The sequence below is a fragment of the Mariniphaga sediminis genome, assembly GCF_003573545.1.
GTDB lineage: Bacteria > Bacteroidota > Bacteroidia > Bacteroidales > Prolixibacteraceae > Mariniphaga > Mariniphaga sediminis.
Genome location: NZ_QWET01000009.1, coordinates 98,144 through 115,262 on the forward strand (window position 1 = coordinate 98,144; position 17,119 = coordinate 115,262).

Sequence of the window (17,119 nt, forward strand, 5' to 3'; positions counted from 1 at the left end):
TTATTCTTCCGAGATGATGTCGTACCGGGAAAGGGCCTTCAAACTAAATACATTTGATGAAGCTACCTGCTCGTTATCAGAAAGTCCGTTTTGAACAAAAACATGCTTTGCCCCAATCTCAGACACCGTTATCGGTCTTTTTTCGAAAACTCCCTGTCCTTTTTTCACAAATATAACAGCCTGGTTTCCATCGTAAGTCAGCGCCTCCACCGGAATGGCAATCACTTCTTTTTTAGAAGAGGTGATAATTTCCAAGCGTACATTCTCACCCGGACGCGGCCAGCCATCTACAGCCTCTGTCAGGATATTCACCACCACCGACCGGCTGTTTTCTTCAAGACCCGGATTAATAGATGCAATTTTTGCATGCAGTGTAGAACCCAGGGCTTCATCTCTCCGGGAAATCCGGACCGAGTCGTTGTTATTGATTAGCCTTGCTTCATCGGGTGAAACATACCCCCGAATCAGCACCTCCTGCGTGTCGAGTACTCGGGAAAGATTTTCAAGCGCACTTACCGACTGGCCCAGTTCGACAAACGTTTGATCTACCATTCCGCCAATGGGGGAATGGATTTGAAGCACCGGGGTAATATTCTCAGCGCCAATGAAGGTTTGCATTTCCCTGTCGGTCACCCCCAGCGCCTTCAATTTGGAATAAGCGGCCCTTTCCGAAGCAGAAGCGCGCTCAAACTCCGCCGTAACCCGCTCCATCTCACTCACGGAACTGATCGTTTCCTCCACCAGTTGCCTGATGCGCTTCAGCCGGTTGGTCTGAAACTGTTTTTCGGCGTAGGCCTGAAGGTACTCCGAAACCAGGTTGCCAAACTCCAGACTTTGAATATGATAAAGCACTTCCCCTTCCCGGACCCAATCTCCTTCGTACTTTTTTATTTCACTAACCTGCCCGTTGATGGGTGTACTAATAATACTTGAATGTTTTGGCGCCGGAAATACAACTCCGGGCGCGGACAGCGAATAATCCACCAAACGGCTGTTTACCGGTGTAATTTTAATGTGAAGATCCTGCTGCTGCTGACTGGTGAGCTTCACTATTGTCATTTCTGTTTCACTTTTCAACGAAGGGGGAAGCTCAACCTGCTCCGGAATTTCAGCATCTATCTTGTTCTTTTGGGAAGAGCAAGCTACTATAAAAGCAAACGGTGCCAATAGTAGAAATAATAATATGCGGTTCATATTCATTTGATTTTGTATTTTTTTCTTTTGTTAATATACAAGTTCCTGATCAATATATTTTTCCAGAGAAACCAATTGAAGGTAGTAGTCACGCAAGGCCACAAGGTAGCGTTGTTCACTGGCCAGAAAGATTTGCTGGGCATTAAGCAAATTAAGCAAATCCACCTCCCCTAACTGGTAGGCCCTTAACGTCAGGTTTTGCAACTGTGCTGCTTTATTCTTCATCGATTTGTGGTAACGATCAATAATGGTGCGGCTCACAGAATAGTTATGCCAGGCATATTCAATTTGCCGTTTCATGTCAAGGCTGACTTCCTGTTGCTTCCAGGAAATTTCTTCCTGCTTTGCCTGTGCAATTTTAATTTTCCCTTTTTGCTCAAACGGGTACCATAAGGGAAACTGTAAGCCCACCTCAAAACCACGAAAGTTATAACCCTCGCCAAAATTTTGTTTGTACAGGTTTAACCTTAAATCGGGAAGGATGTTACTTTTTGCTTCCTTCAGGAAATAATCCGTGGCCTGCAACTCGTGCTGGGTAGCCAGATACCCCGGCTGATCTCCGTGCATTGACAAGGACTGTATTTGCGAAATCTCAATATCAGAGGCCATCAAGGTATCCGAAAATGCAATGGAATATCGTTGTTCTTCTTCCGGTAATCCCATGGCATAAAACAACCCGTAACGCGCCCGGTGCAATACCCACTCACTCTGGTCGAGATCGTTCCTGGCCTCTTCCAGCCTCAATTCTGCATTGGCCAAATCAATACCGGTTGCCATCCCGGTTTCGAATTTTGTAAAAACAGCATTGTACAGTTCACGTGCCAGTTCAAGTTGATTCTTACGCGAACCTTGCAAATAAAAGGCATACAAAACCTCGACATAAAAACTTTTTACTTCAGACTTAATTTCTTTTTCCCTGGCTTTTACCTGAAATTCGAGCGCTTTTAACTCTTCCGAAATTCCTTTTAGCCGATAGGCAGTTGTTAGCGGAAAGTCCACCGTCTGTGAAACAGAAATCCTTTTCTCATCAAAAACATCCCCGGGGCCGCTCCCTATACCTTCCTTAAAATAACTGACCTCCGGCGGGGAAATACCGGTTTCGGTACGCCAACTGTTCTCTTTTTGTTTTAGCCGGGCCCGGAGTTGCTGTAATCCGGCATTTTGTTCCAGCGCAGAACGAACAGCCTCCTGTATGGTAAGTACATCTTCCTGGGCTGCAACAAACAATGGAAAAATCAAAAAAAACAAGATGTGAAACTTTCTCTTATTCATGGTAATTAACAAGATTTTGACATTTAAAGGTAGTTAAAAAAAGGTTAAATAATAACAGACAAAAAGGTCTTTTGTTGAGATAATGTTCAAAAACATATTCCCAAAATATCCTCACTAAAACTCACAATAAATAACTATGAAACAACATTTTAATAAAAAATAAACTACATTAAAAAGCCGGAAATATGACCGGTTAAATCGCAAAGTATGCTAAACAACATAGAGCCGCAAAAGTTTATGTGAAAAACTTTTTATTACTTTGTCCTACCAATGTGATAGGATATATAGCATTAGTAGTATAACTTTATATTTTTAAGACATGAAAAGGTTCAGATTTAGTTTTTATTTTATAGGCATTTTATCCATTTTACTTACGGTAAATGCCCGGGCGCAGGATTACTTTCAACTGCAGTCGGAACAAAGCAAACTCATTATAGAAGGAACATCTTCTATACATGATTGGGAAATCCAGGCAGCTGATTTTAATGCCAAAACGTTATTGAAGCTGGATGGAAATACGGTTTCCGAAATCCGCAACATAGAATTTACCTCTCCGGTAGAAGGCTTAAAAAGCGGGAAAGGTATAATGGACAATAAGACTCATGATGCCCTGAAGAAGAAAAAGTTTCCGCAAATCACTTTCGTTCTCGACGAAAAAGGGAAAATTGACCTTTCAGGAGAAAAGAAAGCAAACATGACCGGATTACTGACAATTGCCGGGCAAACAAAAAAGGTATCCATGACAGTCGATTTTAAAATCGACGATACCCAACACTTCCAGGTAAGCGGAAAGGTTCCCCTAAAAATGTCAGATTTCGGAATTGATCCGCCTACGGCCATGATGGGCGCTTTAAAAACAGGCGATGATGTAGTGGTAAAATTCGACCTGGAATTCAAAAAAAGCGACCAGGAACTCTCACGAAATTTTTAAACATAAAAACTAATAGTTTATTGATAATTAATAACCCATTTATTTAAAATAAGATGAAAAATTTATCGTTTTTAGTTATTGCTTTACTTTTAAGCCTACCTGCATTTTCACAACAGTTTGAAAAAGAAAAAATAAATGCAGAAGAGTTTAAGAATGTAAAAGTAACGGTTGGGGGCGATTTCGCCATTCAGTTACAATCTCTCGATCATGAAGCAGATGTTGAACTGATTGACCTGAAAAATAATTTTAATTTACCCACAGCCAATCTCAATATTACCGCTGATTTAGCCCCAGGTATCCAGTTATTCATTAACAACTACATGTCGTCGCGTCACCATAACGAGGCGTGGGTAGAAGGTGGATATTTGGTTATTGACAACATGCCGTTTTTACCGGCTGCTGACAATGTAATGAAGTACCTGACCATAAAAGCAGGGGTTATGATGCCCAACTATGGCGACGCCCATTTTTTCCGCAGCAACAACGCGGATGTTTTAAACAATCCGTTTGTTGGGAACTGGATTATGGATGCCTACACAACCAATCCCGGACTGGAAGTGATGTTCCGCAGCAACGGGTTCCTGGCATTGGTCGGGACCAACAACGGACGCCTCAATTATGGCCGGGGAAATGACATTGGGGAAGATTTGGTTTTCAACTGGAAGCTGGGCTACGATACCCAGGTAAATGACGATCTGAGGCTTCGCGCTTCACTTTCAGGGTATCATGTTGGGGAAGGACACAGCGGTTCGTACCTGTGGGATGGAGACCGTGCCGGCGCCCGCTACTACAACGTAATGCAAAAAGCCGATGCCGAGGGAGACAACTTCCGTTCAGGCCGGTGGAGCCCCGGTAGCGGACAATCGGAAATGAACAGCTACATGGCAAACATTTTTGCACAGTTCCACGGACTGGAAGTATTCGGTATTTATGAATCGATGAAAGGAGTCCGGAGAGATGCCGACCAACATTTCACCCAAACCGCCCTGCAGGCTCTTTACCGTTTAGGCAGTTTTTATGTAGGGACACGCCTCAACAAAGTTTCCAACAATGACGGTTCTTCTGTAAACCGCACAAACATTGGTGGTGGCTGGTATATGGTAGAAAATGTTCTGGTAAAACTTGATTACGTTACGCAAAAATATGACGGACCTGCACATGGAGATATTGATGGTGGAAAATTTAATGGATTAGTATTCGAGGCAGCAATTTCATTCTAATTTTTAGTAGTGAACAAAGGGTAGCCCGGTGTCAAAACCCGGGCGACCTTTTTCAAAAAAAAGAAAGCTTTGAAAGGAAAAATTCTGACATATCTTATTCTTTTGACAGCAACTTCTCTTATTTCCTTTGACATTACTGCAAACGACAAAAAAGGGACAAGGGAGGAAGCTGAATGTGAAAGTTATGTTTCCATTCAAGGTTCATCAAATGTAAATCAGTTTCAGTTTATTAGCTACAATCCGGAAGTTAATAATCGCACCGCAAAAAACCCGGGGAAAGAACCATACCAAAATATTCAGATTCCTGTTTATGACTTTTCAGGCCCGAATAACCGCATGCTCAACGACTTTTACAAAATGGTCAATGCCTCCCAATACCCAAACATTAATATCAACATTGAACCCAGAGAACTGGCAGATTTTGATGAGACTACAGGGATGACCAACTTCCGGACAAAAATATTCATTGCCGGGAATTCACGTGAATATATTGTTCCATGCAGAATTATTTTTTGCGACGGGGAGGTTCCCGTACTAAAAGGAGAATTAAAAGTAGAACTGACTGATTTTGAAATTGCCCCGCCCACAAAAATCTTTGGAGCCATAAAAGTTGACAACGAGGTTTTTATTAACTTTGCTTTCCGATTGCAGTCGAAAAAAACATTAACCGAAAATGCCACGTTTTGAAATTCAGTACAAGAACAAGATATGGGATACGTGCAATCCTTGAAATTGCATTAAACAAGGATGCCAATGGAATATATCAAAAAGAGATCTCCAAAAATCAGGATATTTCCTATAAATATCTTGATCAGATAATCACTGGATTGAAAGTTGCCGGCCTGGTTACAAAAGCCGGAGGACGCCGGAGTGGCTATGTACTCACTCGGTCAGCGGAAGAAATCACAGTGTTTGATGTACATAATGCTTTTGAGCCCGGCATCTGCATTATCGACTGTCTGGCTTCCAATTTTTCTTGTGAAAGGGAAAAATTCTGCTCCTTAAGAGGTTTTTGGGGGCAGCTCAATAATCAGATCATTGACTATTTCAAATCAAAAACCATTCAGGATTTAATTGAAGAACAGATAAAATTAGATGATTTGGCACAGGTAGAAAATTAGTTCCAATCCATTAGTTTTTTTTGAATCACCAGCGGATCAACTAAAAATTTTATAATCTTTTCCCACAATTGTGTAAAACAATTCTTACAACTATTTTGTTATTTTGTAAAATGCTAAAAAGATTCAGTCATATCACTCTTTCATTTTTGTTGCTGATGGCAACAACGGGGATGGCTGTGTCAAAGCATTTTTGCGATGATTTTCTGATTTCAACTTCTGTTTACGCAGAAGCCGAAACTTGTTGTGACGATGGGGGCTGTTGCCACAATGAAACAATATTCTACCAGGTTGATTACGATTTTGCGGTTCCCGGTCTCCTGCAATTACCCCACATCACTAATATTGACATACTTACATTCGAGACCACACAATTTTTGACATTGTTTCCTCAGGAAACTTTTGATCACATCATTGCAGAAAGAGGTCCCCCACCACCACCCAAAATACAGACTTTGCTTTCACTAAAGCAGACCTGGCTTTTATGATTTAATTTCTTCTGCCCCTGTCGTGCGTTGTGAAAATAAAACTTCGCAGGATATTTTAATTAGCATTTCATCAGAAGGATTAAATTATAAATAACAAATATGCTGAACAAAATCATACGTTTTTTTCTGGAAAACAAACTGGTAACTGTTTTACTGCTAGCTCTTTTTGTTAGTTGGGGAATCATTACATCCCCGTTTGGATGGGATACGGGCATTTTACCGTCAGACCCGGTTCCGGTAGACGCCATCCCTGACATTGGAGAAAACCAGCAGATTGTTTTCACGGAGTGGTCGGGCCGATCGCCTCAGGACATCGAAGACCAGATATCCTACCCGCTCACAACATACTTACTGGGAATACCGGGCGTAAAATCCATTCGGAGTTCCTCTATTTTTGGATTTTCGAGTATCTACCTCATTTTTGATGAAAAGGTAGAATTTTACTGGTCGCGTTCCCGTATTCTTGAGAAGTTGAATTCGCTTCCGTCGGGGTTACTTCCCGAAGGTGTACAACCCGCCCTGGGACCCGACGCCACCGCTTTGGGACAGGTATTCTGGTACACCATTGAAGGGCGTGACAAAGACGGAAATCCGACCGGTGGATGGGATTTGCACGAAATACGCACCGTTCAGGATTTTTATGTGAAGTATGGATTGAACTCTGCTGAAGGAGTTTCAGAAGTGGCTTCCATTGGCGGATTTGTGCAGGAATATCAGGTAGACGTAAACCCTGATGCACTGAAAGCCTATAACATACCACTTCATACCGTAATGCTGGCAGTAAAAAACTCCAACCGGGATATTGGAGCAAAAACCATCGAAATCAACCAGGCCGAATACCTTGTGCGCGGTCTGGGCTACATTAAAAGTGTAAAAGACCTCGAAAAAGCCGTAGTGGCAGTGCATGATAATGTGCCAGTTCGCATCAGCGACGTTGGTATTGTGAGTCTTGGGCCCGCTACCCGCAGAGGTGCCCTGGATAAAGACGGCGCCGAAGTTGTGGGCGGCGTAGTAGTTGCACGATATGGCTCCAATCCACTCCATGTTATCAACAATGTAAAAGAAAAAATAGCCGAAATTTCACCCGGGCTACCCCAAAAGGTTTTGCCCGACGGAACCGAAAGCCAGCTTACCATTGTACCATTCTACGATCGCACCCAGTTAATTTACGAAACCCTGGGAACTCTGGAAGAGGCGTTGTCTTTGCAGATTCTGATTACCATTCTGGTTATTATTGTCATGATTTATAACCTGCGCGCCTCGCTACTTATTTCCAGCTTGTTGCCTATTGCAGTGCTGATAGTGTTTATTACCATGCGATACGCCGGTGTGGATGCCAACATCGTGGCACTTTCCGGTATTGCCATCGCCATTGGTACCATGGTTGATCTGGGAATTATTCTCTCCGAGAACATTGTCAAACGGATAGATGAAGCGCCACCGGGACAAAAACTCATCGAAACCATTTACCAGGGCGCCTCAGAAGTAGCTACTGCCATCTTAACCGCAGTTTCTACCACCATTGTAAGTTTTATCCCGGTATTTACCATGCAGGCTGCCGAAGGAAAACTATTTGGCCCGCTGGCATTTACCAAAACCTTTGCACTGGTAGCGGCACTGGTTGTGGCACTTTTTATCCTGCCGGCATTTGCACATTGGTTTTTTGGCGCCCGGATAAAAAACAAAAAGATTGCGCAATGGGTAAATGTGGCCCTCTCACTCCTGGGCGCCATTTCGGTAATAGCCGGATATTATTGGGGGGGTATTCTGTTATTCCTGTTTGGAATTTCCGGATTGCTAAAACATCTTTTCTACCATGAAGAAAAAAATCATTCCGTTTGGACCAGGTGGATTCTGAATCACTCGGGCTTGATTATTGCCGGCCTGGGCGTAATTTGGCTTCTGGCAAACTATTGGATGCCGCTGGGACCTTCGCAAAGTCTTTTCCTGAATGTGTTTTTCGTAGCATTGCTTGTTGGGCTGATTCTTAGCGCTTTCAGTGTCCTGGAATATTTTTACAAACCCATTCTAAAATGGTGCCTGAACCATAAGGCCCTGTTTCTGACCATTCCTTCGGTTCTCATTCTTTGGGGAGTAGTGATCTGGCTGGGCTTCAATACCGTTTTCGGATTTATGGCCCGGGGTTTCGACAAACTGGGATGGAATGTTCGCACCACTTCTGTCTGGTCAGAACTGGCTCATGCATTCCCGGGAACCGGCAAGGAATTTATGCCGTCGCTCGACGAGGGCAGCTTCCTGCTGATGCCCACTTCCATGCCCCATTCAGGAGTGGAATATAATACTAAAGTAGTGGCGCAGCTCGATATGCTGGTAACAAGTATTCCTGAAGTGGAACTGACTGTTGGCAAGCTGGGCCGCGTGGAATCGGCACTCGACCCGGCGCCCATTTCCATGTTTGAAAATGTTATCAACTACAAACCGGAATACCTGCTGAATGAACGGGGACACCGGGTGCGCTATAAAACAGATAGAGAGGACCGGTTCATCACAACTTCCGGCGATACACTCTCCAACGAAGAAGCGCTTGAACAAAAAATAACCCGCGACCAGCTGATTCCTGACAACCGGGGCAATTATTTCCGCAACTGGCGGCCTCATATCCAATCGCCCGACGATATTTGGGACGAAATAGTGAAAGTAACCCGGATACCCGGCGTTACCTCCGCACCTAAGCTTCAGCCCATTGAAACGCGGCTTGTCATGCTACAAACCGGAATGCGTGCACCGATGGGAATTAAAGTTTACGGCCCCGACCTCAATACCATTGAACAGTTCGGGATAAAACTGGAAGGAATTCTCAAAGAAGTGCCTTCGGTAAAAAGCGAAGCTGCCTTTGCAGACCGTATTGTCGGTAAACCATATATCCATTTAAACATCGACAGGGATGAGATCGCCCGTTTCGGACTGAATGTGGAAGATATACAACGCACCATTGAAACGGCTGTTGGCGGGATGAAAATCACATCTACAGTGGAAGGCCGCGAGCGGTTTCCGGTACGGGTACGCTACCCGCGTGAACTCCGCGACGATCCGGAAATGCTGAAAAAAATCCTTATTCCCACTCCCACCGGAGCACAAATCCCTCTCGGACAGGTGGTCAAAATTGAATACATAAAAGGGCCACAAGCCATTAAAAGCGAGGAAACCTTTCTGGTAGGATATGTTCTTTTCGATAAAAAGGACGGATTTGCCGAAGTGGATGTCGTTCATGATGCCCGTCAGGCCATTCAGGCAAAAATTGATGCGGGCGAACTGGTCGTTCCTGCCGGAACAAGCTATAAATTTTCTGGAAGTTACGAGAACCAGGTGCGAGCTGAAAAAAGGTTGTCAATCATTGTACCTTTAGTGCTCATCATCGTATTTCTGATCCTGTACTTCCAGTTTAAATCAGTTGCTACCTCGCTCATGATTTTTACCGGAATTGCCATGGCGTTCAGCGGAGGATTTATCATGATTTGGCTCTACGGGCAAAATTGGTTTGCCGAGTTCTCGGTATTCGGAACCAATATGCGTGACCTTTTCCAGATGGGAACCGTAAACCTGAGTGTGGCCGTTTGGGTCGGTTTTATTGCCCTGTTTGGACTGGCTACCGATGATGGGGTAGTTATGGGAACTTACCTGGATCAAAGTTTCGCACGGAACAAAACCAATGATTTAAAAGGGGTTCATGCCGCAGTGGTGGAAGCTGGTCAGCGCCGTATCAAACCGGCTGTAATGACGTCGGCAACAACCATTATTGCCTTGCTGCCCATTTTAACATCTACCGGTCGTGGTTCCGACATTATGATCCCGATGGCCATCCCCGCATTTGGCGGAATGGTGGTAGCAGCCATTACCTATTTTATAGTACCCACGCTTTATTCATTAAGGGAAGAATGGAAACTTAAAAAAAGAAAATCATGAAAATAATTATCAATACTATCATCGTGATGTTGGTGGCCATTTCGGGAGGTTCTGCCCAGAGCCTGGATGATTATTTCAAAATAGCTGCAGAAAATAATCCCGGATTGCAGGCCAAATACAAAACATTTGAAGCGGCCATGCAAAAGGTACCGCAGGTCAATTCCCTGCCCGATCCCACCTTTTCCTTCGGTTACTTTATTTCACCGGTAGAAACCAGGGTGGGTCCGCAACGGGCAAAGTTTTCGCTTACCCAAATGTTTCCATGGTTCGGAACGCTGAAAGCCCGTGGCGACGCTGCCACCCTCATGGCCGAAGCCAAATACCAGGCTTTTCTTGACGCGCGAAACCGGCTGTATTTTCAGGTAGCATCTGCCTGGTATCCGCTTTACGAACTTAACAAATGGAAAAAGCTGGAAAAAGAAAACATTGCTATTCTGAATTCTTATAAAAACATAACCACCAGGAAATTTGAAAACGGGAATAGCCCTATGGTAGATGTACTTCGGGTGGACATTCTGCTAAAAGAAGCTGAAACACGACTCCGGATTCTGGATGACAAAGAAAAACCATTGCTTTCTGCTTTTAACAGTTTGCTGAACCGCAACGAAACTTCCCCGGTGGAAGTGATTGATTCGCTCACGGCCAATATTTTTTCTGTTGAAATGAAAAAAGATTCTTTACTGGAAAAAAATCCGGTGCTTGCTGAACTTGATCTAAAAATGCATGCAAGTGAAGCCAGCGAGACAGCAGCTCAAAAGAAGGGTTTACCCAACATTGGTGTCGGGCTCGACTATGTGGTTGTCGGCCAACCCTCGGGAATGACTTCGGCCGACAACGGAAAAGATGTGCTCATGCCCATGGTTTCGGTAAGTATCCCGCTGTTCCGGAAAAAATACAGAGCTGCGGAACAGGAGGCCCGACTAATGCAGGAAAGTTTCTCTCTTCAGAAAAAAAATGTACTCAATACGCTGGTTTCAGAATTCGACCGGGCCAGTTTTACGCTGCAGCAACAACAGCAGCTGGTTAGGTTATACGAAGAACAAATCAGCACCACCCGGCAATCGCTGAACCTACTTTTTACAGCCTACGGTAACTCAGGGAAAGAATTTGAAGAAGTACTGAGAATGCAGCAACAATTGCTTCAGTATCAAAAAAACAAAGCTACGGCACTGGCTGAATTCCAGACCGCCCAGGCAAAAATCAATTATTTAACGGCAAAAACAATACACGATGAAAACAAATAAAATCACCATATTCATTGCAGCAGCTACCCTGGTAGTAGGGCTACTGGCCGGATGGTTCATTTTCGGCGGTTCTTCGTCAGAAAAAAATCATGAAGGACATGATCACGCAATAGAGGCACCGGGAGAGGCCGAAACCTGGACCTGCTCCATGCACCCGCAAATCAGGCAACCGGAACCCGGCGACTGCCCCATTTGCGGAATGGATCTAATTCCGTTGGAAGATGAACAGGATGAAGGCATCGACCCGATGGCTATCAGCATGTCGGAAACAGCCATGAAACTGGCCAGTGTAAGAACAGCAAAAGCAGGAACTGCCGAGCCGGCCAAAACCTTGTGGTTAAATGGGAAAGTGGAAACCGATGAAAGGCGGATTGCGTCCCAGTCGTCACACATTCCGGGAAGGATAGAGAAATTGATGGTAAACTTTACCGGAGAATTTGTTCAACAGGGACAAAAAATTGCCTCGGTTTATTCGCCCAACCTGGTAACCGCCCAGGAAGAACTTTTTGAGGCAGAAAAAATAAAAGACTCACAACCACAACTTTTCCGGGCGGCAAAAGAGAAGCTAAAAAACTGGAAGCTAACGGAAGATCAGGTGGAACAAATCCTTCAATCCGGTATTCCACAAGAAAAATTTGATATTCTGGCCGATATTTCCGGTTATGTAATCAGCCGGAAAGTAAACCTGGGTGATTATGTGAACCGGGGCCAGACAATATACGAGGTTGCTGACTTATCGCGGGTTTGGGTGCTGTTTGATATATATGAACAGGACATGCCGTGGATAAAAAAAGGCGATAAAATCAGCTTTACCATTCAGTCGGTTCCGGGAGAAACCTTTGAAGGAACCATTTCATACCTCGATCCGGTCATTGATTCCCGCACCAGGGTAGCAAAAGCCCGTGTTGAAATGGCAAACAGCGGGTTGAAACTAAAACCTGAAATGTTTGCTTCCGGGACTGTGGAAGCCAAATTACCTGCCCGGGCCGGAAACCTCACTGTACCTAAAACCGCCGTGATGTGGACCGGAAAACGTTCGCTGGTATATGTAAAATCTGCAACCGAAAACGGGGTAAACTTTATCATGCGCGAAGTAACTCTGGGCCCGGCACTGGGCGACAATTATCTGGTAGAAAGCGGGCTGGAAGATGGTGAAGAGATTGCCGTGAGCGGTACATTTAGCATTGATGCCGCCGCACAACTTGCAGGCAAACCCAGCATGATGATGCGGCCCGAAACCAAAACCATGGAAGCGCCGCAGGCATTCAGGGAGCAAATTACCAGGGTAGCCAATGCCTATTTCGAAGTAAAAAATGCCCTGGTAAACGATGATGCGGAAAAAGCCCGTGAAGCCGCCGGAAAAACAACGGACATACTTAAAAAAGTTGACATGGGATTGCTGGAAGGAGATGCTCATCACCACTGGATGGCTTTGCAAAAACATCTGAAGGAAGCGACTGAAATGATATCGGCAACGGACGATATCGAAAAACAACGGGAACACTTCAATATACTTTCAGAAAATATCCTGGAAATGACTGAATCATTCGGGCTGGAAATTGAAAAGGTTTACAGGCAATTCTGCCCCATGGCCTTTGACGATAAAGGTGCATTCTGGCTTAGCGAATCCGATGAAGTTCTGAATCCCTACTTTGGCGATATGATGCTGCGTTGCGGTGAAGTAAAAGAAACCTACCGCAAAGGACAACCCGTATATAAAAATGAGGGTGCAGAAAACATGCAAACAACAGGTGCGCATAATCATTAAGTATAAACTTTAAACTATGTTTTTCAAGTTATTAATCATATCCGTCATTTTGGTAGCAATCGTTATGCTGGCCCTGGGCATAAAGCTTCTATTCAATAAAAATGCACAGTTCACTGCCCACTCCTGTGCCATAGAAGATGGCAGTCCGGACCGGGAGGGAACTTGTTCCAAATGCGAATTGACAGACATCGTTGATTGCCCGGAAAACGCAGAAAGCAAATAGCAATTATTGAATCTTAAAATTGAAGTTATGAAATTGATTAAGGCATTTATAAGGCACCGCAAAACAGAAGAAGTTTACACTGCCCTGAAAACTGCAGGATACTGCTGCATGACCTTTGTTGAATGCGAAGGAACCGGACAATACTCGGATCATGAAAAAGAGCATATCAGTGTCAAATATCCGTTTGCCGATGCCTACCGGGTAATTAAACTGGAGATTCTTGTTGCAGACGAACATGTGGAGCCCGTTGTAAAAATTGTCCGGAAAAACGGACGCACCGGGTATCGGGGCGACGGGATGATTCTCGTGTCACCAGTTGACGAAGTGTATAAAGTAAGAACCGACGAGAAAGGCATCCTGGCCGTTTAGCCGATGAGAATTCTTACGTAGGTTATTTTCAAGATTCTTACATATTCTGATTATAAACAACATGGAGAAAAAAACAGAAACTCTTCAGAAAAGTATAGATACATAAAAATATGTAAAACAATTAAATAATTGTGTAACACATTAGGAATGTTAGCATTGTACCTTTGAGACAGTTAAAATAGTAAAACTTTTAATTATGAAGACACTAAAAAATTTATTCGGCGGAAAAACAAAGGTAATGACAATGGAAACAGTATCGTCCCAAAGTGGTGAAAAATCAATCTTTCATTCAGGAGCATTATATCAGTGTCCGATGAAATGCGAGGGCGACAAAACCTACGACAAACCCGGGAATTGCCCGGTATGTAACATGAAACTGGCTCCGGTGAACAATGGCGCAGACTCACAAAGTCACAATCATGATGGATGCTGCTGCTAAAATGATTACGTAAAATACGTTGTGTGAATTAAAAAAGAAAGGAGTTTACAATGCATCACGGATTTGAAGGAATGGTATTCGGAATGGGGTGGGGTTGGATTGTTTTCCTATTTATCCTCACCGCAGTTATCTGGTTAGTGGTGCGGGTATCAAATCAAAACACCCGCCAGAATTCACCCGACAATAAATCTGCCCTGGATGTTTTAAAGGACCGATATGCCAGTGGCGAGATAGAAAAAGAAGAATTTGAGGAGAAAAAAAGAATCATTCACTCCTAAAATAACAAGATTAATGGCAAGCAAACAAAATCATGTGCAATACTATTGCCCCATGAAATGCGAGGGTGATAAAACCTATGATGAGCCGGGAGATTGCCCGGTATGCAACATGCACCTCGTTCCTGTAGGAGAAGGGAAAGAAGGAGGCCATCACAAACATTCGCATACAAAAGACAATCATCATCATAACATGGAAAGTGATAAAAAAAGTCACGGGGCATATTACTGCCCCATGCATTGCGAAGGGGATAAAACCTATGATGAGCCGGGAGATTGCCCGGTATGCAACATGCACCTCGTTCCTGTAGGAGAAGAGAAAGAAGGAGGGCATCATAAACATTCGCATACAAAAGGCAGTCATCATCATGAGTCCGGACACCATCATAACGTAGAAAGGGGTAAAAAAAGCCATGGGACATATTACTGTCCCATGCATTGCGAAGGGGATAAAACCTACGAACAACCCGGCGACTGCCCGGTGTGCGGGATGCATCTTGTGAAAGAAGAAAGCGCGTCGGTTGCCAAAACCGTTTACACCTGTCCTATGCACCCCGAGATTGTTCAGGATCATCCGGGAAGCTGTCCCAAATGCGGGATGGATCTGGTTCCACAGAAAGGAGAAGAAACCAGCGAGGAAGAAAAGGCTTATAAAAAAATGGCCAAAAAATTCCGGGTTGCAGTGATTTTAAGCATCCCGGTATTCATTATTGCCATGTCTGATTTTTTTCCGTTTCTGAAGTTGGAAGAAATTGCTTCTAAAAAAGTGTGGGGCTGGCTTGAGTTTGTCCTGGCTACGCCGGTTGTTTTTTATTCCAGCCGGGAATTCTTCAAACGTGGCTGGAACTCTCTTCGTCGCTGGTCTCCCAACATGTGGACACTCATTTCTATTGGGGTTGGCGCGGCCTACCTTTTCAGCGTTTTTGCACTGCTGACACCAGGCATATTTCCCGCACAATTTAAAGATGCAAACGGAAACGTGCACCTCTATTTTGAGGCAGCCGCAGTTATTTTAACATTGGTACTTCTTGGCCAGGTGCTCGAACTCAGGGCACACAGCAAAACCAATTCGGCCATTAAAGCCCTGCTGAATCTTGTACCGCCTGTTGCGCGAATTATCCGCAACGGGCAGGAGGAGGAAATTCCGCTTGAAGAGGTACAGGAGGGCAATATCCTGCGCGTACGCCCGGGAGAAAAAATACCGGTAGATGGAATAGTTACCGACGGAAACGCGGTGGTGGATGAAAGTATGATCACTGGCGAACCCATTCCGGTTGATAAATCACAAAATGACAAGGTAACCGGTGGAACTATTAACGGAAATACTTCGTTTGAAATGAAAGCTGAAAAAGTAGGTGAAGATACCTTACTCGCTCAGATTATTGAAATGGTAAACCAGGCCAGCCGTTCGCGCGCACCGATACAAAAACTGGCCGATGTGGTAGCAAAATATTTTGTGCAGATCGTAATTGGCATTGCTTTACTAACCTTCATAATCTGGGCTGCCTGGGGGCCTGAACCCGCATATGTATATGCCTTTGTTAATGCTGTGGCTGTACTTATCATTGCGTGTCCCTGTGCACTCGGACTGGCAACACCCATGTCCATCATGGTAGGTTCGGGCAGAATGGCACAGGCGGGTGTACTGGTAAAAGATGCCCGCGCCATTGAAGAAATGAATAAAGTAAGTACCCTTATTATCGACAAAACCGGAACCATTACTGAAGGGAAACCGGCTTTAAAATCCTACAAATCATTCGGAAGTCTTTCCGATGATGATATTCTCCGGCTGGCTGCGTCAGTCGATGCACACAGTGAACATCCGGTTGCCGAGGCCATTGTAAAAGGGGCAAAAGAAAAAGGAATACAACTGCAAAAGACAGAAAACTTTGAAGCGGTTACAGGCAAAGGAGTAAAAGGTAAAATTGACGGAAAATCAGTAGGATTGGGAAACAACCGTTTAACAGATGATTTGGGTGCTACACTCATGAAGGAGAAACAGGAAATGGTAAAAGACTGGCAATTAACCGGTCAGACCGTGATGTACCTTTTGGTTGAAAATAAAATTGAAGGAATTGTAAGTGTAGCCGATACCATCAAAAAAACTTCGGCAAAGGCCATTCGCGAATTGCAGAAAATGGGCGTAAAAGTGCACATGCTGACAGGCGATAATAAATTTACGGCCAGGGCAGTAGCCGAAGAATTAAAACTGGATGGGTACCAGGCCGATTGCCTGCCCGATGATAAATTTAAAAAAGTAAAAACATTGCAGGCGCAAGGAGAAATAGTAGCCATGGCCGGCGACGGCATTAATGATGCGCCGGCGCTTGAACAGGCCAACATAGGTATTGCCATGGGCACCGGGACAGATATAGCCATGCAAAGCGCTGAGATTACCCTGGTAAAAGGCGATCTGAATGGTATTGTCCGGGCAAGAGAACTGAGCCACAAAGTAATGAAAAACATCAGGCAAAACCTGTTTTTCGCTTTCGTTTACAACTCATTGGGAGTTCCCGTTGCAGCCGGTATTCTGTTCCCGTTTTTTGGGGTTCTGCTCAGCCCCATGATTGCAGCGGCAGCCATGAGTTTCAGTTCTGTTTCGGTCATTTCCAATGCATTACGACTAAGGAAAAAATAAAAGTTATTTGATTTTC

The 17,119-nt window shown here is 44.3% G+C and carries 15 protein-coding genes; 13 read left to right on the forward strand and 2 right to left on the reverse strand.

Annotation, left to right across the window (positions count from 1 at the left end):
• Complete coding sequence (locus D1164_RS13475) at positions 1–1,194, reverse strand: efflux RND transporter periplasmic adaptor subunit (RefSeq protein WP_172594454.1); 1,194 nt, start codon at positions 1,192–1,194, stop codon at positions 1–3.
• Positions 1,195–1,224: 30 nt separating this feature from the next.
• Entirely contained in the window at positions 1,225–2,466 is a 1,242-nt protein-coding gene (locus tag D1164_RS13480; RefSeq protein WP_119350521.1) for a TolC family protein, read from the reverse strand.
• A gap of 319 nt (positions 2,467–2,785) precedes the next feature.
• Here D1164_RS13480 and D1164_RS13485 point away from each other — a divergent pair, with 319 nt between their 5' ends.
• From D1164_RS13485 to D1164_RS13540, 13 genes are all read left to right on the forward strand, one after another.
• The gene (locus D1164_RS13485; protein ID WP_119350522.1) at positions 2,786–3,397 is read left to right on the forward strand and encodes a YceI family protein; all 612 of its coding nucleotides are present in this window, start codon (positions 2,786–2,788) and stop codon (positions 3,395–3,397) included.
• Positions 3,398–3,450: 53 nt separating this feature from the next.
• Complete coding sequence (locus D1164_RS13490) at positions 3,451–4,617, forward strand: hypothetical protein (protein WP_119350523.1); 1,167 nt, start codon at positions 3,451–3,453, stop codon at positions 4,615–4,617.
• A 69-nt stretch (positions 4,618–4,686) separates the two neighbouring features.
• A complete protein-coding gene (locus D1164_RS13495; RefSeq protein ID WP_119350524.1) occupies positions 4,687–5,304 on the forward strand; it encodes a hypothetical protein in 618 nt (205 codons plus the stop codon).
• Positions 5,301–5,738, forward strand: coding sequence for an RrF2 family transcriptional regulator (locus D1164_RS13500; RefSeq protein ID WP_119350525.1), 438 nt, complete (start codon positions 5,301–5,303; stop codon positions 5,736–5,738). The genes D1164_RS13495 and D1164_RS13500 overlap by 4 nt, the downstream gene beginning before the upstream one ends.
• Before the next feature lie 110 nt (positions 5,739–5,848).
• Positions 5,849–6,223 carry an HYC_CC_PP family protein gene (locus D1164_RS13505; protein ID WP_119350526.1) on the forward strand — a complete coding sequence of 125 codons (375 nt, stop codon included), beginning with the start codon at positions 5,849–5,851 and terminating at the stop codon, positions 6,221–6,223.
• A gap of 99 nt (positions 6,224–6,322) precedes the next feature.
• Positions 6,323–10,147: an efflux RND transporter permease subunit gene (locus D1164_RS13510; RefSeq protein WP_119350527.1), complete on the forward strand. Its 3,825-nt coding sequence runs from the start codon at positions 6,323–6,325 to the stop codon at positions 10,145–10,147.
• Positions 10,144–11,391, forward strand: a complete 1,248-nt coding sequence (locus D1164_RS13515; RefSeq protein WP_119350528.1) for a TolC family protein — start codon at positions 10,144–10,146, stop codon at positions 11,389–11,391. The genes D1164_RS13510 and D1164_RS13515 overlap by 4 nt, the downstream gene beginning before the upstream one ends.
• Entirely contained in the window at positions 11,378–13,159 is a 1,782-nt protein-coding gene (locus tag D1164_RS13520; protein WP_119350529.1) for an efflux RND transporter periplasmic adaptor subunit, read from the forward strand. The genes D1164_RS13515 and D1164_RS13520 overlap by 14 nt, the downstream gene beginning before the upstream one ends.
• Positions 13,160–13,175: 16 nt before the next feature.
• On the forward strand, positions 13,176–13,382 hold the full coding sequence (locus D1164_RS23645) for a hypothetical protein (RefSeq protein ID WP_147372187.1): 207 nt from the start codon (positions 13,176–13,178) through the stop codon (positions 13,380–13,382).
• A gap of 27 nt (positions 13,383–13,409) precedes the next feature.
• On the forward strand, positions 13,410–13,751 hold the full coding sequence (locus D1164_RS13525) for a P-II family nitrogen regulator (protein ID WP_119350530.1): 342 nt from the start codon (positions 13,410–13,412) through the stop codon (positions 13,749–13,751).
• Between the two features lie 196 nt (positions 13,752–13,947).
• The gene (locus D1164_RS13530) at positions 13,948–14,190 is read left to right on the forward strand and encodes a heavy metal-binding domain-containing protein (protein ID WP_119350531.1); all 243 of its coding nucleotides are present in this window, start codon (positions 13,948–13,950) and stop codon (positions 14,188–14,190) included.
• A gap of 50 nt (positions 14,191–14,240) precedes the next feature.
• Positions 14,241–14,468 (forward strand): SHOCT domain-containing protein, encoded by a 228-nt coding sequence (locus D1164_RS13535; RefSeq protein WP_119350532.1) that lies wholly within the window; start codon positions 14,241–14,243, stop codon positions 14,466–14,468.
• Positions 14,469–14,481: 13 nt separating this feature from the next.
• Positions 14,482–17,103, forward strand: a complete 2,622-nt coding sequence (locus D1164_RS13540) for a copper-transporting P-type ATPase (RefSeq protein WP_241558289.1) — start codon at positions 14,482–14,484, stop codon at positions 17,101–17,103.
• Positions 17,104–17,119 lie beyond the last annotated feature (16 nt).

Bases quoted from the DNA above. Each gene is read 5' to 3' on its own strand.
- D1164_RS13480 (WP_119350521.1), bottom strand. From the start codon at position 2,466: ATGAATAAGAGAAAGTTTCACATCTTGTTTTTTTTGATTTTTCCATTG.
- D1164_RS13525 (WP_119350530.1), top strand. From the start codon at position 13,410: ATGAAATTGATTAAGGCATTTATAAGGCACCGCAAAACAGAAGAAGTT.
- D1164_RS13520 (WP_119350529.1), top strand. From the start codon at position 11,378: ATGAAAACAAATAAAATCACCATATTCATTGCAGCAGCTACCCTGGTA.
- D1164_RS13505 (WP_119350526.1), top strand. From the start codon at position 5,849: ATGCTAAAAAGATTCAGTCATATCACTCTTTCATTTTTGTTGCTGATG.
- D1164_RS13490 (WP_119350523.1), top strand. From the start codon at position 3,451: ATGAAAAATTTATCGTTTTTAGTTATTGCTTTACTTTTAAGCCTACCT.
- D1164_RS13510 (WP_119350527.1), top strand. From the start codon at position 6,323: ATGCTGAACAAAATCATACGTTTTTTTCTGGAAAACAAACTGGTAACT.
- D1164_RS13475 (WP_172594454.1), bottom strand. From the start codon at position 1,194: ATGAACCGCATATTATTATTTCTACTATTGGCACCGTTTGCTTTTATA.
- D1164_RS13540 (WP_241558289.1), top strand. From the start codon at position 14,482: ATGGCAAGCAAACAAAATCATGTGCAATACTATTGCCCCATGAAATGC.
- D1164_RS13535 (WP_119350532.1), top strand. From the start codon at position 14,241: ATGCATCACGGATTTGAAGGAATGGTATTCGGAATGGGGTGGGGTTGG.
- D1164_RS13485 (WP_119350522.1), top strand. From the start codon at position 2,786: ATGAAAAGGTTCAGATTTAGTTTTTATTTTATAGGCATTTTATCCATT.
- D1164_RS13530 (WP_119350531.1), top strand. From the start codon at position 13,948: ATGAAGACACTAAAAAATTTATTCGGCGGAAAAACAAAGGTAATGACA.
- D1164_RS23645 (WP_147372187.1), top strand. From the start codon at position 13,176: ATGTTTTTCAAGTTATTAATCATATCCGTCATTTTGGTAGCAATCGTT.
- D1164_RS13515 (WP_119350528.1), top strand. From the start codon at position 10,144: ATGAAAATAATTATCAATACTATCATCGTGATGTTGGTGGCCATTTCG.